Source organism: Metabacillus crassostreae (assembly GCF_016908395.1).
GTDB classification, from domain to species: domain Bacteria; phylum Bacillota; class Bacilli; order Bacillales; family Bacillaceae; genus Metabacillus; species Metabacillus crassostreae.
Genome location: NZ_JAFBDU010000007.1, coordinates 165,006 through 189,027 on the forward strand (window position 1 = coordinate 165,006; position 24,022 = coordinate 189,027).

Here is a 24,022-nt window from a genome sequence, read left to right on the forward strand (position 1 = left end):
ACCTGTGACGGAAATTAATAACAAAGCTTAAAGAGAGCTAGATGAAAAAAACAGTTGCATATTTCAAAAGATATTGGTATTATATTTAATGTTATGACTTGTAGCGCACCCGTGCTACAACCGCTCAAATTTAGGTATTAAAGTGATGTTTTAATACATACACCTCATTTTGGCGAGTCTGAGTTTATAGGAGGTGCATTGGAATGTACGCAATTATCGAAACTGGTGGAAAGCAAATCAAAGTAGAAGAAGGTCAAGTGATCTACATTGAAAAGCTTGGTACTGATCAAGGTGAAACTGTTACGTTTGACAAAGTTTTATTTGTAGGTGGAGACAACGTTAAAGTTGGTAGCCCAACTGTTGAAGGAGCGACTGTAACTGCTAAAGTTGAAAAGCATGGTCGTCAAAAGAAAATCACTGTCTTCAAATATAAAGCTAAGAAAAACTATCGTAAAAAGCAAGGTCACCGTCAGCCATACACTAAAGTTGTTATTGAAAAAATCAACGGGTAAGGCTATTTGAAATGATAAATATTAAGATTTATCGTTCAAATGAGGGACTTATAACATCGTTCATTTTGTCTGGACATGCTGAGTTCGCTGAGCATGGCAAGGATCTTGTTTGTGCTGGAGCATCAGCTGTTACCTTTGGATCTGTTAATGCAGTGCTTAGTTTAACAAAAATTGAGCCACAAATTGATCAAGGTGGGGATGGAGGGTATCTACATGTTAGATTACCTAAAAATCTCGATCAATCAACTAGTGATAAAGTTCAACTTTTGTTAGAAGGTATGGTTGTTTCTCTTCAAACAATTGAAACAGACTATGAACAATATATTTCGGTATCAATTATGAATGAAACAGGAGGTGAAACTTCATGTTAAGATTAGATCTTCAGTTCTTCGCATCTAAGAAAGGGGTAGGTTCGACTAAAAATGGTCGTGACTCTATTTCAAAACGTCTTGGTGCAAAGCGTGCAGATGGACAGTTAGTATCTGGTGGTTCAATTCTTTACCGTCAACGTGGTACGAAAATTTACCCAGGTGAAAACGTAGGCCGCGGTGGTGATGATACTCTATACGCTAAAGTTGATGGTGTTGTTAAGTTCGAGCGTTTCGGACGTGACCGCAAAAAAGTTAGTGTATACCCAGTAGCACAAGAAGCATAAGTTCATTTAGAAAAACTCTAACCTAACTTAGGTTAGAGTTTTTTTTATGAAGCTGGGACGTAATTATTTAAGCTAATGATAAGCTCGAAGCTTAGGTGATATTTTCAATAATTTCTGCCTGCATTTTTGGGTTTCTATACTAACTACAATAGAAATTTTAATTGTGCATAGTTATTATTAAGAACTAGTACAATGGAACGGACTTTTTTTAGCTTAACTGATTAATAGAAAACAGTATGATATATTGAATAATTTAGCTTTATTATGGGTGATTTCTTTAATTTTATAGATACGATTTCTTACACCTGTTTTCATTGTACTTTTTTTGTTTCTAGGTAAGTAATCACTTACTTTCGATTTTCTTATGCTTATTTCTAGTGAAATTAGGAATATCCCTTATGTTCTAATTCAATGTTTGTTATAATTTCTATTGCAGCCTAAAATAATGACTCCTTAATGAAAATAATTATTTTTAAAATAGTGGGAGAAATGTATGGAAAATAAATCGAACGAAGCAAGAATTGTTGATATATTAAGTCATTCACGCCACGATTGGATGAATAAACTACAACTAATTAAGGGAAACCTATCTTTGCAAAAATATGATCGAATTAAAGATATTATTGAGGAAATTGTCATAGAAGCACAGCAAGAATCAAAGCTATGTAATCTGAAAATGCCTGCTTTTGCTAGCTTTCTTATGACATTTAACTGGAGTAAGCATCAATTTTATCTAGAGTATGAGGTTATAGGTGAACTAAAAGTATTAAAAGAATATGATGAATTATTAACTAAATGGTCTAAAGGTTTTTTGGATATACTAGATCATACAGTTGATAGTACATGTGAAAATCATCTTTGTTTAACACTTAAAACAGACGATCAAGTTAAAGATAAAATTTGTTTTATCTTTGAATTTGATGGGAAAATAAATAATACAGAGCTAGTAACAGAATGGATTCATTCAACAGATCATACCGAAATTGGTATTGATGACTTTGAAATAAGTACATATGAGCTTAATACAGCTATATCACTTACTATCACAGATCGTTAAAACAATGAATGATTCTTTTTAGCATATGTTATAGGCATTAGAACGGAGGAAGACAATGTTTGTCGATCAGGTCAAAATATATGTAAAAGGTGGCGACGGAGGTAACGGAATGGTTGCTTTTCGTCGTGAAAAATATGTACCAATGGGTGGTCCAGCCGGTGGTGATGGTGGTAATGGAGCTGACGTAGTATTTGAGGTTGAAGAAGGCTTAAGAACATTAATGGATTTCCGCTATAAAAGGCACTTTAAGGCTCCTCGTGGTGAGCATGGAATGTCAAAAAATCAGCATGGTAAAAATTCTCAACCAATGGTTGTTAAGGTTCCACCAGGAACAGTCGTTACAGATGAAACAACAGGACACATTATTGCAGACTTAACTGAACATGGTCAACAAGCGGTTATTGCAAAGGGTGGTCGTGGAGGACGTGGTAATTCAAGATTTGCCACACCTGCAAATCCAGCTCCAGAGCTTTCAGAAAATGGAGAACCAGGTATTGAGCGTAATGTTATTTTAGAGCTAAAAGTATTAGCAGATGTAGGATTAGTCGGTTTTCCAAGTGTAGGAAAATCAACTTTATTATCTGTTGTTTCATCTGCAAAACCAAAAATTGCTGAATATCACTTTACAACACTTGTTCCTAATTTAGGGATGGTTGAAACAGAGGATGGTAGAAGCTTTGTTATGGCTGATCTTCCTGGTTTAATTGAAGGTGCACATCAAGGTGTTGGATTAGGTCATCAGTTCCTCAGACATATTGAGAGAACACGTGTTATTGTTCATGTTATAGACATGTCAGGGTTAGAAGGAAGAGATCCTTATGAAGATTACCTAACAATTAATGCTGAATTAAAGGAATATAACTTACGCTTAACAGAGCGTCCGCAAATTATTGTAGCAAATAAAATGGACATGCCTGACTCTGAAGAAAATCTAGCTGAATTTAGAAAGAAGCTTGATGACGATGTGAAAATCTTCCCAGCATCAGCTGTAACACGTGAAGGTGTTCGTGAGCTATTATTTGCAGTAGCAGATGCGATAGAAAACACACCTGAGTTTCCTCTTCATGAAGAAGAAATTACGGAAAATCGAGTTGTTTATGAATTCAAAAAGGAAGAACCGAACTTTGCGATTACACGTGATGATGAAGGTGCATTTGTGCTTTCAGGTGAAAAGATTGAAAAGTTATTTAAAATGACAGATTTCTCACGTGATGAATCAATTAAACGTTTTGCAAGACAATTGAGAGGCTTAGGTGTTGATGAAGCCCTTCGTGAACGAGGAGCAAAAGATGGCGATATCGTCAAACTGCTTGAATATGAATTTGAATTTATTGAGTAGAAGTGATTTTATCGCAGTTATAAATTGATGTAAGAAGGAGAGCTAATTAATGGCTCTCTTTTTTGTAGCTTTTTATCAATTTTTTATTTAAAGTATAAATGGTAATCTTTTATACTGCTATCTACTAGTATTTATTAAGTCATTTTATAATCATTTTCTCTTTTCTTTTAGAAAAAAGAAGAAATTTAGCCAATATTGTGATAAATTATCTACAGTGAGAAAAATCATGGGAGGGACATCATGAAGGATGATACCTTTTATTTAGTGCGTGAAGATATATTGCCAGAAGCAATGAAGAAAACGCTTGAAGTTAAGAAGTTAATAGAAAGAGGGAAAGTTGATTCTGTTGCTGAAGCTGTACAGCGGGTTGATTTAAGTCGTAGTGCTTTTTATAAATATCGTGATGCAGTTTTTCCCTTTCATACGATGGTAAAAGAAAAGTTAATTACACTATTTTTCCATTTGGAAGATCGAAGTGGAACACTTTCTCATTTGTTATCTGTTGTAGCAACTGCTGGATGCAATGTGTTAACGATCCATCAATCAATTCCGATTCAAGGAAGAGCGAATGTTACTCTTTCTCTTAATACGAATGGAATGACAGAAGACATTAATCGCTTAATGACAAAGCTTAGAAGATTAGAGTTCGTAGAAAAAGTCGAAATTCTTGGTCAAGGTGCATAATAAGGAGTTGAAGGAAAGTTGACAGTGAAGGTAGGATTCTTAGGTCCTCGAGCAACTTTTACTCATTTGGCTGTACAAGCCTTTTTTGGAGAAAAAATTGAGGAAGTAGCATATTCAACAATACCTCAGTGTATTGATGCAGTTGCAGAAGGAAAAGTTGATTATGCTGTAGTACCTACAGAAAATGCATTAGAAGGATCAGTTAATTTAACAATGGATTACTTAATACATGAGCAACCATTAAATATTGTTGGTGAAATCGTTTCCCCGATTGAACAGCATTTAATGGTACATCCTGAAAACGCAGGAAAATGGGAAAATATCACAAGAGTTTTTTCACATTCCCATGCAATTGCTCAATGTCATAAGTTTTTACATCATACTTTTAATGGTATTACATATGATTATGCAACATCAACTGGAGCAGCTGCTCAATATGTAAGTAATCACCCAGATGAAGCTGTTGCTGCTATTGCTAACGAGCTTGCAGCAAAGGAGTATGGATTAGAGATTGTAAAAGAAAATATACATGATTATCAATATAACCACACTAGATTTGCGATCTTACACCCGGCGAAAAAGGAATACAATAGTCCCTTACTCTCACCAGATAGGGAAAAGTCTACTTTAATGATCACACTTCCATCTGACCAATCAGGAGCATTACATCAGGTATTATCAGCATTTACGTGGCGAAAATTAAATTTATCAAAAATTGAATCAAGGCCAATGAAAACTGGCTTAGGAAATTATTTTTTTATCATTGATATCGATATGCGAATAGATGAAGTGTTAATTCCAGGAGCTATTGCTGAATTAGAAGCATTAGGCTGTGGAGTGAAGCTACTAGGATCATACGAAGCTTATTCAATTAAGAAGAGTATTAAGAAATAATGACGTGTAAATAATGAAAGAGGCTGGGACATAAGTAGTAAGCTAATGATAAACCCGAATTATTAGGTGGAATTTCAAATGATCATTCTCCTAATAGTTCGGGTTTTTATTTGCTGTCTTCAATAGTTATTTGATTTTGCATACTATTTTTAAGCACTAGTGGAATGGAGCGGAAGACACTAAGGCGCCTACGGGAATAGAGGAAAGGCTTAGCTTCCTCCCCGTGGAAAGCGAGTGTCTGCAGCGCAATGGAACGAACTTGTTTTTCAGCTTAACTGAATTTAGATTTATTCTTTCTTTTGGATGATTTCTTTAGTTATGTCCCAGCCTCATTTATTGTTTTAAATATCACCATTAAATAAAAATCCAGCCCTCTCAAGCTCTTCACAGGCAAGATCAAGCTTATCAAGGGAATCAGCTTGTATAGTGTGTAAGTGCAGTCCCTCGGTTAATTGAGATAAATAGGAGGCATTATGCTCAGTAATCTTTTTTATAAACTCCTTGACATCATTTCGATTACCAACCATTATGGATGCTGTTAAGTCTCCATAAACAGGGTGCTCAACGATAACATCCTTTACAAAAACACCGTGATCAACAAGGATATTCAATTCATCCTTCGTCTGATCAGGATTATGTTTACAAGCTATGATTCGTTCATTCATTTTGGTTGGACTTTCTTCTTTTGCAATATAAACATACCCTTGGCTTGTTGCCATAATAGGATAATTTTTAGCCTTTAATAGGGAGATATCCTGTACTATAACTTGTCTACTTACATTGGCTAGGTTTGCTAACTCTCCACCTGTAGTAGGAGAAGCTGCTTTTATTAAAAAATCTAATATGAAATTTCTTCGTTCTTCCCCTAGAATTTTATCAGTTTTCATCGTATTCTACCTTTCTTTATGAATGGAGTAACAATCCGTCGTATTAAAAATTTTTAACGATCGAATATAACGTTTCTGTAAAGGTCTCAATTTGTTGCTTTGTGGTTTGTTTACCTAGTGATACTCTAATATATTGCTTTGCTTGCTGTTCGTCAAATCCGATAGCAGTAAGAGGCCGGGATGGAGCCTGCATGCCTACTTGACATGCACTTCCTGTAGAAATGGCATAACCATGCCTATTGCATTCTAACATTGTGTATTGCCCTTCTATCCCTTTAATCACGATAGGTAAAATATTTGGAAGTGATTGGTCGATATCTTCTGTTAATAATATGATTTTATCTTTAAAAGGCTTTAGTAAACCAATGAAATGCCTTTTTAACTGAAGAAAGTGTTCAGTATTTTCCTCCATTTCACTTACGATCTCTTGAGCAGCGGTTGCAAATGCTGCAGCACTTGGAACATCTACTGTGCCAGGTCGAAACCCTGATTCATGTGTAGTGCCAGCTATGAGTGGCTGCCAGTGAATGGCTGGATTGATATAGGCAGCTCCAATGCCTTTTGGTCCATAAATTTTGTGAGCAGATATTGAGATAGCATCAAGATAGGAATTCTCAACAGAAATTGGTAGCTTTCCAAATGTTTGTACACAATCACTGTGAAAAAGAATGTCTTTATTTTTTAATAAATGACCAATTTCTTTTAATGGTTGAATAGAGCCTATTTCTGAATTTCCATGTTGAATAGAAACTAAACCGGTATTTTGCTTAAGCTGATTTTCGAGATCGTATACAGAAATATGACCATTTTCATCAGGTATCAAAAATGTCACATCGTATCCTTCATTAGATAATGTTTTGAAATAAGTATGAAGAGAAGAATGCTCGATTTGTGTTGTGATAATATGATTCTTTTTCGAATTAAGTCCTTTTAATAATGATTGAACGGTTAATATATTTGCTTCACTGCCTCCACCTGTAAAAAAAACACCTTTCTCATTTGCACCAAGTAGATTAGCAATTATTTTTCTAGAAGCTGACAATGTTCTTGCTGAAAGATCACCAATATCATGTAAGCTACTACTGTTGCCGTAGGCAGTTTTAGCTACTTTACAATATATATCAAGTGCAGAATCACTTATTGGAGTTGTTGCTGCATAATCCAGATAAATCACTACCCTCACCTCACCCTTATCATAATCTTACTGTAAATCTAATAAAAACTCTTGTCATTATTTTAAATTTATGTAAATATAGGTGTCAAGACAGGTGTAATTTACAGGAGGGTTGTTATGCCTCAAACAGATGTAATTATAATTGGAAGTGGACTTGCAGCCCTTTCTACTGCATACCATCTTCGTCATAAGCATATTACAGTGATTACTAAATCTTCATGGGTGACAAGTAACTCGATGCTTGCTCAAGGGGGGATTGCAGCTGCAGTTCATTACCGGGATTCATGGAAAAGTCACTTTGCAGATACGTTAGTTGCTGGATGCTATCATAATAACGAAACAAATGTTGAGTATCTTGTGCAAGATGGTCCTTCTTCAATACTTGAATGGTGTGACCGGGGAATGAATTTTGACTACGATGAAAAAGGTGAATTGCTTCTTGGAAAAGAAGGAGCACATACTTATCATAGAATCATTCATGCAGGTGGAGATGCTACTGGTAAAGAATTAACAAAGTTTTTATACGAAGTAACAAAATCATCTATCAATTTAATCGAAAATGAACTGGTTATCGATCTTATTATAAAAAATGGTCAATGCATAGGCGTTTATACGAAAAATAAGCAAGGTGAAATAGAGCAATATCTAGCAAGTAAAACGATTATAGCTAGTGGTGGTTGTGGTGCTGTATATGGTCATACGTCAAATGCAGACGTTATTACAGGTGATGGAATTGCAATGGCTTACCGAGCAGGAGCAGAAATTGCAGATATGGAGTTTATTCAATTTCATCCAACAATGCTTCACATAGATGGGAAATGTGTTGGACTTATCTCAGAAGCTGTTAGAGGAGAAGGTGCAACATTAATTAACCAGAACGGTAAAGTATTTATGAATGAACTTCATCATCAAGGTGATTTAGCGCCAAGAGATGTTGTATCAAGAGCTATTTTTGATGAAATGAAAAAAGGAAACAAAATCTACCTTGATATTTCAATGATTACGAACTTCACAACAAGATTTCCAACGATTTCAAAGCTATGTCGTGAACATAAAATTGACTTAGCTAGTGGGAAAATCCCTGTTGCTCCAGGAATGCACTTTTTAATGGGTGGAATCCTAACTAATGATAAAGGTGAGACGTCAATTCCAAATTTATTTGCGGTTGGAGAAGCAGCATGCACAGGTGTACATGGTGCGAATAGACTGGCAAGTAATTCTTTGTTAGAAGGTCTTGTTTTTGGTAAAAGAATTGCTGAGTATATCTCTACATTATCTTTTGACAGAGAATATTTCTTTAATGAAGTACCTTCTACGTATCTGACGGAAATAGAGCTACCAAATAAAAAAGAAATCCAAGAAATCATGACAAAATATGTGGGCATACAAAGAACAGAAAAAGATTTACTTTATGCTGTCAAATGGTTTGAATCATATAAAGATCAAGTCTCTTTTTGGGACTTTAATGTGAATGATTTCACAATTGAACAAATTGAAGTAATTAATATGTTAACAATTGGCTGGATCATATCGTCATCAGCATTAAGACGAACTGAAAGTAGAGGGGGTCATTTTCGACTAGATTTTCCTGAGAGTAATGATCAAATCTGGAGACAAAAATATGTTATTCGAACAAAAGATGAAATGCAAGTGGAGGTGTAACAGTTGAATACGATCAAATTAAAGAAAAAATTAGAAGAATTCTTTTTAGAGGATCTTGGAGAATTAGATATTTCCAGTTCAACAATCTTTGGTGAAACCGCTAGAGGTGAAGCTGTTATTGTTGCAAAAGAAGATGGCATCTTCTCTGGTGCTAGTATTATAGAAGCAGGATACTCCCTCTTTCAGTCAGATCTTCTTGTGAACGTAAAAAAGCTTGATGGAGATGTATTAAAAAAGGGAGATATTATTGCTGAAATTGAAGGACCTGTTTCTGTCATTTTAAGTGGAGAGCGTGTTATTTTAAATTTAATGCAACGGATGAGTGGGATTGCTACTTTAACAAATCAAGCAATTAACTTACTGAAATCAGATTCTACTAGAATTTGTGATACAAGAAAAACATCACCTGGTCTAAGAATGTTTGAAAAATATGCAGTTCGTTGTGGTGGTGGCTTCAACCATCGATTTGGATTGTATGATGGAGTCATGATTAAGGATAATCATATTGCTTTTGCGGGTTCTATTTATAATGCTGTAAAAGAAGTAAGAAATAAAACAGGTCATATGGTCAAAATCGAGGTGGAAATTGAAACTGAAGAACAATTATTAGAAGCCATTGAAGCTAAAGCAGATGTAATTATGTTTGATAATCGAACACCAGAGGAAGTAGCAAAATTTGTTAAGCTAACACCTAAACAAATTATCACTGAGGCTTCTGGAGGTATTGGCTTTCATAATTTAGCAGATTACCGTAATACAAATGTTGATTATATTTCTTTAGGAATGTTAACTCATTCATATAAATCATTGGATATTAGCTTAAATGTAAAATAGGGGGGAAATACACGTGGAATTATTAGATATTCTTGAACATGAAAAAAAAGAGATGATGCCAGAATCTTATAAAACACGATCAACTGAAGAGATGGAAAAAAGAGTTAGAGAAATTAAAGAGAAGTTCGGCTCAAGATTGTATATCCCAGGACATCATTATCAAAAAGATGAAGTTGTTAAGTTCTCAGATGTTACAGGAGATTCATTACAGCTAGCACAAGCAGCTGCTAAAAATAAAGACGCAGAATATATTGTTTTTTGTGGTGTACACTTTATGGCGGAAACAGCTGATATGCTTACTACAGAACATCAAAAGGTTTTATTACCTGATATGAGAGCTGGTTGTTCTATGGCAGATATGGCTGATATTGAACAAACAGACAGAGCATGGGAAAAGCTTCAGAAGCTTTTTGGTGATACTATGCTACCTTTAACATATGTAAACTCAACCGCTGCTATTAAGGCTTTTGTTGGAAAAAACGGTGGAGCTACTGTTACATCTTCAAATGCTAAAAAAATGCTCGAGTGGGCATTTTCACAAAAACAACGAATCTTATTTTTACCTGATCAACATCTAGGAAGAAATACTGCATTTGATTTGGGCGTTCCTCTTGATAAGATGGCGATATGGAATCCTATCTCTAATGAATTAGAATACGATGGAAACCCTGAAGACGTTGTGGTTATTCTCTGGAAAGGGCATTGCTCTGTTCATGAAAACTTCACTGTGAAAAACATCGAGCATATACGTAAAACAGAGCCTGACATGAATATTATTGTTCATCCTGAATGTAGTCGTGAAGTTGTAGGCTTATCTGATTATGCTGGATCTACCAAATACATTATCGATATGATCGAAGCGGCAGAACCAGGAACTAAGTGGGCAATTGGGACAGAAATGAATCTTGTTAATAGAATCATTCAGCAGCATCCTGATAAGAAAATTGTCTCATTAAATCCATTTATGTGTCCATGCTTAACAATGAATCGAATTGATCTTCCTCACTTATTATGGACATTAGAAGGTCTAGAAAAAGGGGAAACAGCTAACAGAATTGTTGTGCCTGAACATATAACCCAAGATGCAGTTCTAGCGCTAAATCGTATGCTAGCAAATGTATAAAAGGAAGAATAATGACTTCCTGCTGAAAATAAAAGAATATATAGAAAAAAGACCAATTCATCAGATTTGGTCTTTTTTCTATAGTAATTCTATAAATCAAATTAAACAAACTAAAACAAAAGTTGAATTAACTAGTGATACAGCTCATCTTTTGAATTATTGAATATAAAGCCAGCTCCTCTTGTTTTGCCCTCTCTCATTAAGAGCTTATTGGTAAAAATACCGATATTAAGAATACATCAGTCTTTATACATTGCTGCTTCCTTCAATCGACTGAAAGCAAAAACATATAAGAAAATAGCCTTAATAATTTCCAAAAAACAAACATAGGTATAAATATAGCCATTTGAGAGGTAATCGTTTCTTTTATATTAATTTTTAACATAATTACTGATTTCTTCTCATAACTTGTTATGAAGAATAATGGCATTATGCTTAAGTTCATATTTTGCTGAAAATAATGGTGTTTAGTAAAAATCATTATGATTCATTATCCATCAGATACTTTTTATGCTTAGGAGGGAAAGCATTGAAAATTCATATTGTACAAAAAGGCGATACACTTTGGAAGATTGCAAAAAAATATGGAGTTAATTTTGAAGAAGTTAAGAGCATGAATACACAATTAAGTAATCCAGATTTAATTATGCCTGGTATGAAAATCAAAGTTCCTTCTGGAAATGTAGCTGTGAAAAAAGAAGCTCCAATTCAAAAGGAAGCTCCAATTCAGAAAGAAGCACCAATTAAGAAAGAAATGCCTTTAGCAGAGCATCCTTTTGCTAAAGAAAAACCAAAAGCAGTTGTAGATGTTGAAGACACTGTTCCTAAGGAACCTATCTCAGAAAAACCATCAAAACCTTATATACCGCCTGTACCTAATGCACAACATCCGGTATATACTGGGATGGAAGCGAATAATTATTATACGGTGAATATGGCAATGATGCCGCAAATGGGAAATCCACAGCTACCACCGAAACCAGCAAATGTGTTACCTGACATGACAAAAGTAGACGAAGAAATGCCTAACGAAAATCATCATGCAGAGCCATATTATCTACCAAAAGAAGAACACCATGAGGAGGATTTAAAAGATATGGCCAACATGCCGAATGTACCAAACATGCCTAATATGCAGATGCCTGCCTATAATCAACCGGCAATGTATCAACCACAACCGCAATATGTAGCACCACAATACATGGTGCCAGTTTCACCTGTATTACCGGGAACAGGACTTTGTCCACCATATTATCCTATGCAACAAATGCCTTATGCGCCTGGTCCTGCTATGATGCCGAATCAGCCATATCCATCAGCTGTGAGTCCTGAAGCTTATGATGATGATGATTATGACTATGATCATGAAAATGTACCAAATCAGCCTTATATGCCATATCAACAGCAAGTAGCTCCAGCTCATTATGGGCAAGGTCATGGATTTCCTGTAAACCCATATGCAGGCGTACCAGTTTCACCAGTTATGCCAGGAACAGGACTTGGCTATCCAAGTCAAGTGATGGGTGCTTATGGAGAAGCTCCAGATGGAGATTATGCTGAGCATGCTAATATGCCAAATCAGCCATATCCTCAAGTAGCTCCTGCTTATGATCAGGATGATTGTGGATGTGGAGGTCCGTCTCCACAGCAATATGCAAATCCATATCCTTATCAACAAGGCTATCCTATGGCGCAGCAGCCTTATGGTGGATACCCAATGCAACAACCATACATGGCTCCACAAGGTTATGCACCATCACCATATGGTTATAATCCATATGGCTATAATCAAACACCATACCCAGGTCAACCAGGTCAACCAGGTCAACCAGGTCAACTTGATCCGAGTGCGCAAATGTTTGGTATGCCAAATTATGATCGTGAAGAAGAGGAAGATTAAAATAATATGACAAACAGGGGATGATATATTCATTCCCTGTTTTTATATTTGGCTGATTTCGTAAACCTTGTTGTTTTTAGGAATCAGATGGAATCAACTTGGTACAAAATTAATTGAATATTATCTTCTTCAAATCGCACCTTCTATATAATAATACACTGCTTGCAACAGAGAATGACGTCTAAAAGCAAAGAAACATATTACATACAAAAAACTAGTATTTGGCCGAAAATAAATGAATCTCCATTATTTAAACAAGTTGGCGTAAAGTAACAGACTTATCTTCCTGCTTCAAGCACATCATAGGTAATGAGCAATTGATGATTGATTGCTTAATTTGAGTGTATCTAAACAGGGAGGTTTTTGTATTGATAAACAGTAAAAAGGCTTCTACTTTAACGGCAATCGCTCTATTAACAACAAGTTTAACTGCTTGTAATGGTAATGAAGGTGCCCTAAATAATGGAGATAATGATAACAATACTCGACCTATTGGATACTATTCAAATGAAAATACAGATGTTGATAATGAAGGACCTATCACAGAAATGATGGATGGCATGAATGACGAAGATAATTATTTTCGTCGTGTAAATGACCGTTATGACAATCGTAACATGTCAAATCCAACAGTTCCTTTAGGTGACCGTGATAACGGTCTTGTACGAGATAATCGTTTTAGTCATGGTGACGCAAACTATCATGGACACTTAAACGAGGTTGGTTATTATAATCGTGGAGATGGAGCAGTTTCAGATAAAGTAAAGAATGCGGTTGAGAAAATTGATAACGTAGATGATGCTCGTGTTTTAGTAACCGATGATAATGTAATCGTAGCTGTTGATACTCATGACAGAAACGATGCAGATATGAAAGAGAAAATCACGAGTGAAATACGAAAAATGACTAAAGGCAGAAATGTCCAAGTTATTACTGATGAAGGAACATTTACTCGTATACGAAATATTGACAATGATATTCGTAATGGTGGAGACAGAGAAGCAATTGATACAGATGTTAATGATTTAATGGAAGATTTAGGGGATGCTATTCAACGTCCATTTAATGGTGAGCGCTAAATTTTCGTAAAAAGGGGCAATGCCCCTTTTTTTATTGATCTTTTTTGGATAATCCTTCTATAAATGGTCACAATAATAATTGAGATTGTGTTTAATGAATTTTATGAACGAGGTGAGATTGGTGAGTAAGTTTCATCGTGGTCACATCATTACTGTTTGTTGTATTCTTGTTTTTATTGTAAGTATCACAGTAACAAACGGTAGTCATCAGTATATAAGAGCAGAAGAACAGAGTGTAAGAGATCCATTAACAATTGAGGTTATCTTACAGCGGAAATATTTAGACGGAGAAGTTAGTGAAGAAATAACGAAGGAAACAATCCTTTCTATGGAGGATTTTTGGGCATCATATGAGAGCTGGCAGTTGGTTGATCAAAATGAAGATCGAGTTATTTTTAAAAAGAATATTGATGATATTTCACCTTTACTAAAGACAAATGGCTACTTTGGAATTGCAGGAGATGGGACACTCTCCATTTTTAATGGCAAGCCAGAAACAAGTGAAGTTATTCAATCTTTTTTTCAAATTGATATGGATAAGCTTGAAAGTCATAAGCATGATGAATTAATTCAAGGCATAAGAATACAAACAAAAGATCAATACTTAGAAGTAATAAAAATGTTTGAGACCTATTCAAAAGCTGAAAAAAAATAGAAATTTTGCTAACTTAGATTTTTTCTGGTTAGCTTTTTCTTTGTAAAAAGAGTTATTGCGCAAATCTATTTAAATCCATCATCAAAATATTGGCGAATGCAATATATATCAGCTTGTTTTTTCAGTTAGTTTTGCCTTCTTTTTTTGTATTGACGTCTTTTTTTAGAATGTCCTTTTCGAAAACTCCACAAACAACACTTTAATAATTCATACAATTTCCTTCACATCATGGTAAAATAGAAGGGAACAATTGTACGGGTTCTTTTATTGTAATGAATTATCCTTCTGATTAGTCAAGTTTTTTGATACAATGAGGTACAGTCAATAAGAGGTGAAGGAAATGATTGAATTTATTAAAGGGTATGTGGATAATGTAACACCTGAATACATTGTGATTGATCATAGAGGAATGGGGTATCAAATTCATACACCTAATCCTTTTAGCTATAGAAAGAATAGTAGTGAAGAAATCATTGTTTATACATATCAGCATGTTCGTGAGGATTTATTAGCTTTATATGGCTTTCCATCTAGAGAGGAAAAAGCACTTTTCATGAAGCTATTAAACGTAACAGGGATTGGACCAAAGGGTGCGCTTGCCATCTTAGCATCTGGAAATCCATCACAAGTTATCGAAGCAATTGAAAATGAAAATGATACGTTTTTAGTGAAATTTCCTGGTGTGGGTAAAAAAACTGCACGTCAGATTATTCTTGATTTAAAAGGTAAATTGGAAGAAGTTGCCGCACTATATTCTCCAGACTTATTTACACATGAAGATATAGAACAAAAATACACAACAAACCAGGCATTAAATGAAGCAGTTGAAGCTTTAAAAGTTTTAGGCTATGCTGAACGTGAAATTAAAAAAGTTCTTCCTGCGTTACAGGAAGAAAGCTTAACGACAGATCTTTATATTAAAAAAGCATTGCAAAAGCTATTAAAATAGGTGATAAATATGGATGAACGTCTTGTATCCAGTGAAGCAGATTTACAAGAAACGTATATCGAACAAAGCTTAAGACCACAAACATTATCACAATATATCGGACAAGATAAAGCAAAGGAAAACCTTAAAGTATTTATTGAAGCTGCAAAAATGAGAAGTGAGACTCTCGACCATGTCCTCTTGTACGGTCCCCCTGGATTAGGAAAGACCACATTGGCTACGATAATTGCAAATGAGATGGGTGTAAATATTAGGACAACATCAGGTCCTGCTATTGAAAGACCCGGTGATTTAGCGGCGATTTTGACAGCACTTGAACCTGGTGATGTGCTTTTTATAGATGAAATCCACCGATTACAACGTTCAATTGAAGAGGTATTATATCCAGCAATGGAGGACTTTTGTTTGGATATTGTGATTGGTAAGGGATCAACAGCTAGATCTGTTCGACTTGATCTTCCTCCTTTTACATTAATTGGTGCCACGACAAGGGTAGGCTTATTAACGGCTCCGCTTCGTGATCGCTTTGGAGTTTTAAGCAGATTAGAGTACTATAATGAAAGTCAATTAGCTCATATTATAGAGCGAACAGCTGATATTCTTGAAGTGGGTATTAAGCATGATGGTGCCATTGAAATGGCAAGAAGATCAAGAGGTACCCCTAGAATTGCCAATCGTTTATTAAGAAGAGTGAGAGATTTTGCTCAAGTTATGGGTGAAGACACGATCACATATGAGCTTGCAATTGATGCCTTGGAAAAACTCCAGGTTGATAAGTTAGGCTTAGATCATATTGATCATAAGCTATTGTTAGGGATTATCGAAAAATTTCGTGGTGGACCGGTTGGGATTGATACAATTTCGGCTACAATAGGAGAAGAATCGCATACAATCGAGGATGTTTATGAGCCTTATTTATTACAAATTGGCTTTCTCCAACGAACTCCAAGGGGAAGAATTGTAACAAATCTTGTTTATCATCATTTTCAAATGGAGGCTCCACATCATGACTGAATTTCCTAAGATACTCATGATATTAGGTGGATTACTATTAGTGATTGGATTTTTCATGCAATTTATTGGTAAACTACCTGGTGACCTTATTTTTAAAAAAGGAAATACAACAGTCTTTTTTCCAATAGTAACTTGTATTGTTATAAGCATAGTGCTATCAATTGTCTTTTCAATTTTGGGTCGTTTTAAGTAACAAGTTTAGATAGAAAATAGGTGAGTTTATTGAAGGTAGAATTATTTGATTTTCATCTCCCGGAAGAACTGATTGCTCAGGTTCCTCTTAAGGAAAGAGATGCTTCAAGGTTAATGGTTCTAAAAAAAGAAACAGGCGAAATAAAGCATGAGTCTTTTAAGGCAATCATTGATTATTTCAATGAAGGTGATTGTCTTGTGTTAAATAATACAAGAGTTATGCCTGCAAGACTTTTTGGTGTAAAAGAAGATACGGGTGCAAGTATTGAAATTCTCTTATTAAAGCAACAGGAAGATAATGTGTGGGAAACACTTGTTAAACCTGCAAAGCGTGTCAAAGAAGGAACTGTTGTTACATTTGGTTCAGGTGTTATGAAAGCTACATGTGTTGGATCTAGTGAACATGGTGGACGATTATTAAAGTTTGACTATGAAGGTATTTTTTATGAAGTACTTGAAACACTTGGAGAAATGCCACTCCCACCATATATTAAAGAACAATTAGATGATCGTGAGAGATATCAAACAGTTTTTTCCCGTGAAATAGGGTCAGCAGCTGCACCGACAGCTGGTTTACATTTTACAGAGGAAATTCTTGAGCAGCTTAAATCAAAAGGGGTACATATTGCTTTTATTACTCTTCATGTTGGTTTGGGCACATTCCGTCCTGTAAGTGCTGATACAGTGGAGGAGCATGAAATGCATGCAGAATTCTATCAGGTTACAGAAGGTACTGCAGCTCTTCTAAATGAAACAAGGGCAAAAGGTGGTCGTATTATATCTGTTGGGACAACCTCTACTAGAACGCTTGAAACTATTGCATCAAAGCATAATGGTCAATATGTTTCAGAGAATGGCTGGACAAATATCTTTATTTATCCAGGTTACGACTTTAAAGGTATTGATGGAATGATTACAAATTTCCATCTTCCTAAATCTTCGCTTATTATGTTAGTTAGTGCTCTTGCTTCAAGAGAAAATGTCATGAACGCATATGAAACAGCTGTAAAAGAGCAGTATAGATTTTTTAGCTTTGGAGATGCGATGCTGATTATTTAAGATTTGAAAAGAATTAAGAAAGTTAATTAGTGTATGTTCATATCTTCGTGGGATAATAACATACACTTTCGATTAAGGAGGAAATATAGGTGTCAACATCACCAATTCGTTACGAACTGATTAAAACATGCAAACAAACAGGAGCAAGACTTGGAATCGTTCATACGCCCCATGGTAGCTTTGAAACACCAGTTTTTATGCCTGTAGGAACACTTGCAACTGTAAAAACAATGTCACCTGAGGACCTGAAGCAAATGGGTGCTGGTATTATTCTAAGTAATACCTATCATCTTTGGCTTCGTCCAGGTAATGAGATTGTTAAAGAAGCTGGTGGATTACATAAATTTATGAATTGGGATCGATCCATTTTAACAGATTCTGGTGGGTTTCAAGTATTTAGTTTAAGTGATTTCCGTCGAATCGAGGAAGAGGGAGTTCACTTCCGTAATCATTTAAATGGGGATAAGCTATTCCTTTCACCTGAAAAAGCTATGCATATTCAAAATGATTTAGGATCAGATATTATGATGGCTTTTGATGAATGTCCACCATATCCTGCTGAATATGATTATATGAAGAAATCAGTTGAAAGAACAAGCCGATGGGCTGAGCGCTGTTTAGAAGCTCACCAAAGACCAAATGATCAAGGGTTATTTGGAATTATTCAAGGCGGAGAATATGAAGAATTACGTAAGCAAAGTGCAAGAGATTTAGTGTCATTAGATTTCCCTGGATATGCGGTTGGTGGATTATCAGTTGGAGAACCAAAAGATGTTATGAACAGAGTGTTGGATTTTACAACACCACTTATGCCTGATAATAAACCTCGTTATTTAATGGGAGTAGGATCTCCTGATTCGTTAATTGATGGTGCGATTCGTGGTATTGATATGTTTGATTGTGTATTACCAACACGTATTGCAAGAAATGGTACACTTATGACAAGTGAAGGTCGACTTGTTGTGAAAAATGCGAAATTTGCTAGAGATTTTGGTCCTCTTGACGAAAATTGTGATTGCTATACATGTAAAAATTATTCCAGAGCTTATATTCGACACTTAATAAAATCTGAAGAAACCTTCGGATTAAGATTAACATCTTATCATAATCTATATTTTCTGGTAAACTTAATGGAGCAAGTTAGACAAGCTATTCGTGAGGATCGTCTAGGCGATTTCCGCGATGAATTCTTTGAAAAATATGGTTTTAATAAACCAAATGCCAAGAACTTTTAATACATGCTTGAAAGGGGTGATATTTAATGGATATGTTAACAACAGTTTTACCTTTAGTGTTAATGTTTGCGATCTTTTACTTTTTGCTAATTCGTCCGCAACAAAAGCAACAAAAAGCGGTTCGTGAAATGCAGAACAGCCTACAAAAAGGCGACAAGATTATTACAATTGGCGGCCTTCACGGTATTCTTGATTCAATTGATGAAAATAAGATTGTATTAAAAGTTGGTGACGGTACTCGTTTAACGTTTGATCGTCGTTCAGTACGTGAAGTAGCAAAAGACTAATATGTATGATACATACAAATAGAAACAGGGGCTATCCCCTGTTTTTTTGTATGGTTTTTATAAGAAAAGAAAGGTAACTTGTATCGGTAGCAAATGGTATCTCCTATATGTCTTCAGATTATCTCCCTATGAACTCAGTCGATGCTCATCTTAGTTTATCGGTGATGACCAAGGCACCTTGTTATTTACTTTCTCTTGATGCTGACAAATTAACGCCAAAAACTCCACCTAACATTGCAATTAATAAAAATCCTCCATGATACATCAACTCTTCAGTTGTAAATACTTGTCCGTGACCCAAAAATTTAAATAGAAGAATAATTAATGAATAAAGTAACGCAGTTATTCCTCCAATTAACCAACCCTTTTCTTTACCGTTACCTCCAGCAACAAATCCACCGATAAATAAAGTCAATAAAGAAATTCCTAGTAATACCCATGTAATAGAAGATTCTGTAAGACTAGTAAATTTTAATAATAAAGAAAAAGTTAAGCTTGTCACTAAAGCGATCACAAATATTGTAATGAGACCATAAAGAATCGCTTTTCCCCATCTTTTTGTTTCCATTTTAACGTCCCCCCTAAAAAATAAAAATAGTACCAAAGCTTGTTGTAGCTCGTCTTATTACAGAATATTCATAGAAGAAAAAAAAAGACTATAAATATTTTAGTGGACTTGCATCATATGATGGTAAAGAGGACATGTACCATAGTGGTAGATGGTAAAAAATTAAAAAGAAATCAACAATACTATCGATAGATTTTATAAGGCTTGTTTGAGGGTAGATTGCTTTGTAGCTTTGATTTCAATCGAAATTCTAGAAGCAGCAATGTTTATTAAAATAATCATATAAACGTTTCAAAAAGCTAATAAAGCATATAGAGAAATTGTTGTACAAAAGTGCACATGAAGCAAAGCACTAGTACATTTGTGCTTTCAAGGGGGATAAACGATGCTTACAATTTTAACTGTTATCATCTTTCTCGTAACATATTTTATTATTATGACTGAAAAAATTGACAGAGCTGTAGCAGCAGGATTTGGCGGAGTTGTTATGCTCATAGTAGGGATATATGATGTGAACAAAGCTTTTTTATCATATATTGATTGGAATACAATCGCTTTGTTATTTTCAATGATGCTTATTGTTATTATTACAAGTCAAACAGGTGTATTTGAATATGTCGCTATCGTTATGGCAAAAGCAGTTGGAGGAAAGCCGATACCTCTGCTCATAGTGATATCAACTTTAACTGCAATTGGATCAGCATTTTTGGCAAATGTAACGATGGTTTTGTTACTAGTTCCAATCATCCTAACAATAGTTAGAATGCTTGATATTCCTGCAATGCCTTATTTAATTTCTATTATCATTGCTTCTAATATTGGAGGAACAGCAACTTTAATTGGTGATCCACCTAATATTATGATCGGTCAGGCCGTGGAGCATTTAACATTCAATGCTTTTCTTTTTCACTTGAGTCCAATTGTTCTAATTATCTATGCAGTTGTATTAATTTATTTAATAATTCTTTACTGGCCGAAGTTAAATGTAAATCATATTGATCAAGTGAAATTATCTTCAATAAAAGCATCTGACTATTTAAAAGTAACAGCAGCGTTACCTAAATCACTAGCTGTATTGTGTATGACGATATCTGGATTTGTATTAAATCCGATTCTTCACATAGATTTAACAAGTGTTTCTTTAGCAGGTGCATTGTTATTACTTTTGTTAACTGAGGATGAGTATAAACCTGAAGAGGTTTTTAAACAGGTGGAATGGGGAACATTATTTTTCTTTATCGGTTTATTTATGTTAATTGGAGGTCTAGAAGAGGTAGGAATAATTGATGAATTAGCTAGGGGACTAGTGTTTTATACAGAAGGTGATTTACCGAAGACTTCTATGTTAATTCTTTGGATGACAGGAGTGTTATCAGGTTTTGTAGATAATATCCCCTTTGTAGCTGCCATGATCCCAGTTATAACAGAATTCCAGGATTATGGAATGACAAATCTCGATCCGTTATGGTGGTCATTGGCACTAGGTGCTTGCTTAGGTGGAAATGGAACGCTGTTAGGTGCAAGCTCAAATTTAGTTGTCGCAGGATTAGCAGCCAAAGAAAAAGAGCATATAAGCTTTATTGAATTTCTAAAGGTAGGTTTCCCAATAGTGATCATATCTCTTTTTATTTCATCTATTTATATCTATTTTAGATATCTAATTAATTTTACAAATTAAATACAGTTACATAAATATAAACTTATCGCTCAAACTAAGTATTAATAAACTGCATGCTGATAAGGAGGCCATATTATGGAGTGGTTTCTAACCATTGTGGCTCGTACACTTTTTCTTTATTTCTTAATCGTAATTATCTTTCGTTTAATGGGTAAAAGGGAGATTGGAGAATTAAGTATACTCGATTTAGTGGTTTTTATTATGATTGCTGAAATGGCTGTTACAGCTATTGAGGATGAAAAAGATCCATTAATTCATACAGTTGTTCCAATGAGTTTATTAATGATTATTCAAATCTCTCTCGCCTACTTGTCTTTGAAAAACCAAAAAATTAGACATCTATTAGATGGGAAACCAACAATCATCATTAATCGGGGAAAAGTGGATGAGCATGCCATGAAAACACAACGTTATAACTTTGATGATTTAATGACACAATTACGCGATAAAAATATTAGTAATGTGGCCGACGTCGAGTTTGCCATTCTAGAGCCTACTGGCAAACTTTCAGTAATAGAAAAACAAAAAAAGCAAAAGAAGCAACCTGAGCTGCAGGTGCCACTAATTGTTGATGGACAGATAAATGAAGACAATTTAAAAGTAATTGACAAAAATAATTTATGGTTAAGGCAGCAACTTCGTAAATTAGGGTATAAAGATATTAGTGCAATATCATTATGTACCTTTGGAAAAGGGATCTTTTTTATTGATATAAAGGATGAAAAAAAATAGAATATCTATTTGCCAAAGATAGGGATAAAACCCTACTTTTTTTCGCCTATTTATTAATTTATTGTTTTCAATTTACTACTATTTTTAAAAGTAACAATCTAAAAGAGGGTACACAAAATCGACAGCTAGGTCATTTAGCTGTCGATTTTGTATTGGGTATTATTTAACAGGTATTAATTTTGCTAAAAATCCACCAACATAAGGTAACCGTTTCACTTCATCTTTCTCTACTAAATTCAAAACAAATAACAGCAAGCAGTAGATGATGGATGTAACAATTAATGCTGCTATTAACCGAAGAATACTTGAAGAATTAAGGAATACATTTTCGTAAAATAGGTAACCAGCTACTCCAGATATGACCATTGTCAAACCACTTTTTATATAATCCTTCACATATATAGTAAATGGTATAACCTTCATTACAGTTGCGAAATGTAATAATGTAACAAGCATGATACCAATTACTATTGCTAATGCTGCTCCCATTATTCCTAATGAAGGTCTCGATGCTAAGGTAAAGATTAATGCTGTTTTTATTGCAGATCCTATTAGGCTATTGATCATTGCTGCTTTAGCTAAATCCAAAGCTTGTAAAACAGCTTGTAGTGGGCCTTGGAAATAGTAGAAAATAAAGAATGGTGCCATTACTTGAACGAAAATGGCTGATTTACTACTACCATACATAACAGTCATCAATGGTTCAGCAAAAACATATAACACAACACAAGAAAGACCACCACTTACAATCGATAATCTAATCGCCTGCTGAAGTCGATGCTCAACAAGCTTAAGTTGATTTTGCGCCATTGCTTCACTTATTGCAGGAACCAAGGAGGTAGAAAGAGAATATGTAATAAAAGATGGTAACATAAGCAATGGTAGTGCATAACCAGTTAGTCCACCATATTGACTTGTTGCAACAGCTGTAGCAACACCGGCGATGGCTAGACTATTTGCTACAACGATAGGTTCGAAAAACCATGCAATGGAGCCTATGAATCTACTTCCTGTAGTTGGTAGTGCAATACTCATTAATTGTTGAAAAGTATCTTTTCCATTTTTAGCCGATTTAAAAAACTTTTTCCGGATTTTCATTTTTTTCTTGAGCTTAAACATTGTTAAAAGGTAAATAAGAGAAACTAATTCTCCGATGACAGCAGAAATCATAGCACCAGCCGCCGCATATTCAATTCCATATGGTAGGAAAGCACTTGTTAAGATAGCTACTAATGAAATTCTGACAAGTTGTTCTAATACTTGAGATATAGCAGCAGGGCGCATGTTTTGTTTTCCTTGAAAGTAACCGCGAATAACTGACGAGATCGCAACAATTGGCACAACTGGTGCAATCGCATATAATGGCCATACTGTACGACTATCCCTAAATAATTCAGCTAGGTAAGGAGATAGAAAAAACATTGTTGGGGTGAATATTAAGCTAAGCAAGCCTGTAATAGATAATGAAACAACAAGAATTTTCTTTATCTTCCTTTGATCTCCCTGAGCTTCAGCTTCAGCAACTAATTTTGATATCGCTACAGGCAAGCCAAGCTGTGTAATGGTAATAGTTAAAACGAGTGTAGGAACAGCCATCATATATAAACCTACACCTTCTTCACCGATAAATCTTGCGACAACAATTCGATTAATAAAGCCTAAGACACGTGTGATAAATCCTGCTAATATTAAAATAAGCGTTCCTTTTAGAAACGTTTGCTTTGACATTCCTTTCCCCTGCCTTCTCAAATAACGTGTAATGCTATACAATTACTATATGCACAGGATTAGGCCAAGCATGACAAGTTCTGTATAGAATATATAAACATCAAAAGTTTACATAAGAAATTCTA

The 24,022-nt window shown here is 34.9% G+C and carries 25 protein-coding genes and 1 other annotated feature; of the genes, 21 read left to right on the plus strand and 4 right to left on the minus strand.

All coding sequences use genetic code 11. The features are described 5' to 3' along the window. The first annotated feature begins 108 nt into the window (after nt 1–108). Nucleotides 109–190, plus strand: a sequence feature (ribosomal protein L21 leader region). Nucleotides 191–203: 13 nt separating this feature from the next. From rplU to pheA, 7 genes are all read left to right on the plus strand, one after another. Beyond that, entirely contained in the window at nt 204–512 is a 309-nt protein-coding gene (rplU, locus tag JOC75_RS18445) for a 50S ribosomal protein L21 (RefSeq protein ID WP_204955470.1), read from the plus strand. An 11-nt stretch (nt 513–523) separates the two neighbouring features. Next, a complete protein-coding gene (locus JOC75_RS18450) occupies nt 524–883 on the plus strand; it encodes a ribosomal-processing cysteine protease Prp (RefSeq protein ID WP_204955471.1) in 360 nt (119 codons plus the stop codon). After that, nucleotides 877–1,167 (plus strand): 50S ribosomal protein L27, encoded by a 291-nt coding sequence (gene rpmA, locus JOC75_RS18455; RefSeq protein WP_146949154.1) that lies wholly within the window; start codon nt 877–879, stop codon nt 1,165–1,167. The genes JOC75_RS18450 and rpmA overlap by 7 nt, the downstream gene beginning before the upstream one ends. Before the next feature lie 493 nt (nt 1,168–1,660). After that, nucleotides 1,661–2,224, plus strand: coding sequence for a Spo0B C-terminal domain-containing protein (locus JOC75_RS18460; protein ID WP_204955472.1), 564 nt, complete (start codon nt 1,661–1,663; stop codon nt 2,222–2,224). Nucleotides 2,225–2,279: 55 nt separating this feature from the next. Further along, complete coding sequence (gene obgE, locus JOC75_RS18465) at nt 2,280–3,563, plus strand: GTPase ObgE (RefSeq protein WP_204955473.1); 1,284 nt, start codon at nt 2,280–2,282, stop codon at nt 3,561–3,563. A gap of 240 nt (nt 3,564–3,803) precedes the next feature. Continuing rightward, nucleotides 3,804–4,247: an ACT domain-containing protein gene (locus tag JOC75_RS18470; RefSeq protein ID WP_146949151.1), complete on the plus strand. Its 444-nt coding sequence runs from the start codon at nt 3,804–3,806 to the stop codon at nt 4,245–4,247. Between the two features lie 24 nt (nt 4,248–4,271). After that, the gene (pheA, locus tag JOC75_RS18475; RefSeq protein ID WP_204955525.1) at nt 4,272–5,141 is read left to right on the plus strand and encodes a prephenate dehydratase; all 870 of its coding nucleotides are present in this window, start codon (nt 4,272–4,274) and stop codon (nt 5,139–5,141) included. A gap of 341 nt (nt 5,142–5,482) precedes the next feature. Here the strand turns inward: pheA and JOC75_RS18480 are convergent, their stop codons facing one another. After that, nucleotides 5,483–6,028 (minus strand): transcription repressor NadR, encoded by a 546-nt coding sequence (locus tag JOC75_RS18480; RefSeq protein WP_204955474.1) that lies wholly within the window; start codon nt 6,026–6,028, stop codon nt 5,483–5,485. Nucleotides 6,029–6,071: 43 nt separating this feature from the next. Further along, entirely contained in the window at nt 6,072–7,202 is a 1,131-nt protein-coding gene (locus tag JOC75_RS18485) for an IscS subfamily cysteine desulfurase (RefSeq protein ID WP_204955475.1), read from the minus strand. 117 nt (nt 7,203–7,319) lie between these two features. Between JOC75_RS18485 and nadB the strand changes: the two genes are divergently transcribed. The 12 genes from nadB (at nt 7,320) to yajC (ending at nt 19,191) form a co-directional block, all read left to right on the plus strand. Further along, a complete protein-coding gene (gene nadB / locus JOC75_RS18490) occupies nt 7,320–8,864 on the plus strand; it encodes an L-aspartate oxidase (protein ID WP_204955476.1) in 1,545 nt (514 codons plus the stop codon). A 3-nt stretch (nt 8,865–8,867) separates the two neighbouring features. Next, a complete protein-coding gene (gene nadC, locus JOC75_RS18495) occupies nt 8,868–9,698 on the plus strand; it encodes a carboxylating nicotinate-nucleotide diphosphorylase (RefSeq protein WP_204955477.1) in 831 nt (276 codons plus the stop codon). A gap of 28 nt (nt 9,699–9,726) precedes the next feature. Beyond that, nucleotides 9,727–10,821: a quinolinate synthase NadA gene (gene nadA / locus JOC75_RS18500; protein WP_420828042.1), complete on the plus strand. Its 1,095-nt coding sequence runs from the start codon at nt 9,727–9,729 to the stop codon at nt 10,819–10,821. Nucleotides 10,822–11,350: 529 nt separating this feature from the next. Then, nucleotides 11,351–12,721, plus strand: a complete 1,371-nt coding sequence (gene safA, locus JOC75_RS24290; RefSeq protein WP_204955479.1) for a SafA/ExsA family spore coat assembly protein — start codon at nt 11,351–11,353, stop codon at nt 12,719–12,721. 368 nt (nt 12,722–13,089) lie between these two features. Beyond that, on the plus strand, nt 13,090–13,800 hold the full coding sequence (locus JOC75_RS18510; RefSeq protein ID WP_204955480.1) for a YhcN/YlaJ family sporulation lipoprotein: 711 nt from the start codon (nt 13,090–13,092) through the stop codon (nt 13,798–13,800). A 121-nt stretch (nt 13,801–13,921) separates the two neighbouring features. Next, on the plus strand, nt 13,922–14,455 hold the full coding sequence (locus JOC75_RS18515; RefSeq protein WP_338036609.1) for a BofC C-terminal domain-containing protein: 534 nt from the start codon (nt 13,922–13,924) through the stop codon (nt 14,453–14,455). Nucleotides 14,456–14,795: 340 nt separating this feature from the next. Continuing rightward, nucleotides 14,796–15,404 carry a Holliday junction branch migration protein RuvA gene (ruvA, locus tag JOC75_RS18520; RefSeq protein WP_204955481.1) on the plus strand — a complete coding sequence of 203 codons (609 nt, stop codon included), beginning with the start codon at nt 14,796–14,798 and terminating at the stop codon, nt 15,402–15,404. A 9-nt stretch (nt 15,405–15,413) separates the two neighbouring features. Then, entirely contained in the window at nt 15,414–16,418 is a 1,005-nt protein-coding gene (ruvB, locus tag JOC75_RS18525; protein ID WP_204955482.1) for a Holliday junction branch migration DNA helicase RuvB, read from the plus strand. Further along, a complete protein-coding gene (locus tag JOC75_RS18530) occupies nt 16,411–16,611 on the plus strand; it encodes a DUF2905 domain-containing protein (RefSeq protein ID WP_146949141.1) in 201 nt (66 codons plus the stop codon). The genes ruvB and JOC75_RS18530 overlap by 8 nt, the downstream gene beginning before the upstream one ends. 29 nt (nt 16,612–16,640) lie before the next feature. Next, nucleotides 16,641–17,669 (plus strand): tRNA preQ1(34) S-adenosylmethionine ribosyltransferase-isomerase QueA, encoded by a 1,029-nt coding sequence (gene queA, locus JOC75_RS18535; protein ID WP_204955483.1) that lies wholly within the window; start codon nt 16,641–16,643, stop codon nt 17,667–17,669. Between the two features lie 89 nt (nt 17,670–17,758). After that, on the plus strand, nt 17,759–18,904 hold the full coding sequence (tgt, locus tag JOC75_RS18540; protein WP_146949139.1) for a tRNA guanosine(34) transglycosylase Tgt: 1,146 nt from the start codon (nt 17,759–17,761) through the stop codon (nt 18,902–18,904). 26 nt (nt 18,905–18,930) lie between these two features. Continuing rightward, the gene (gene yajC, locus JOC75_RS18545; protein WP_204955484.1) at nt 18,931–19,191 is read left to right on the plus strand and encodes a preprotein translocase subunit YajC; all 261 of its coding nucleotides are present in this window, start codon (nt 18,931–18,933) and stop codon (nt 19,189–19,191) included. A gap of 181 nt (nt 19,192–19,372) precedes the next feature. On the opposite strand, the gene JOC75_RS18550 is transcribed toward yajC, so the two are convergent. Then, nucleotides 19,373–19,759, minus strand: a complete 387-nt coding sequence (locus tag JOC75_RS18550; protein WP_204955485.1) for a TIGR04086 family membrane protein — start codon at nt 19,757–19,759, stop codon at nt 19,373–19,375. A gap of 385 nt (nt 19,760–20,144) precedes the next feature. Here JOC75_RS18550 and JOC75_RS18555 point away from each other — a divergent pair, with 385 nt between their 5' ends. Further along, on the plus strand, nt 20,145–21,437 hold the full coding sequence (locus JOC75_RS18555) for an ArsB/NhaD family transporter (protein ID WP_204955486.1): 1,293 nt from the start codon (nt 20,145–20,147) through the stop codon (nt 21,435–21,437). A 75-nt stretch (nt 21,438–21,512) separates the two neighbouring features. After that, nucleotides 21,513–22,169 (plus strand): DUF421 domain-containing protein, encoded by a 657-nt coding sequence (locus JOC75_RS18560; protein WP_204955487.1) that lies wholly within the window; start codon nt 21,513–21,515, stop codon nt 22,167–22,169. Nucleotides 22,170–22,328: 159 nt separating this feature from the next. Here JOC75_RS18560 and spoVB read toward each other — a convergent pair whose 3' ends face one another. Continuing rightward, nucleotides 22,329–23,897, minus strand: coding sequence for a stage V sporulation protein B (gene spoVB, locus JOC75_RS18565; RefSeq protein WP_204955488.1), 1,569 nt, complete (start codon nt 23,895–23,897; stop codon nt 22,329–22,331). Nucleotides 23,898–24,022: the final 125 nt, after the last annotated feature.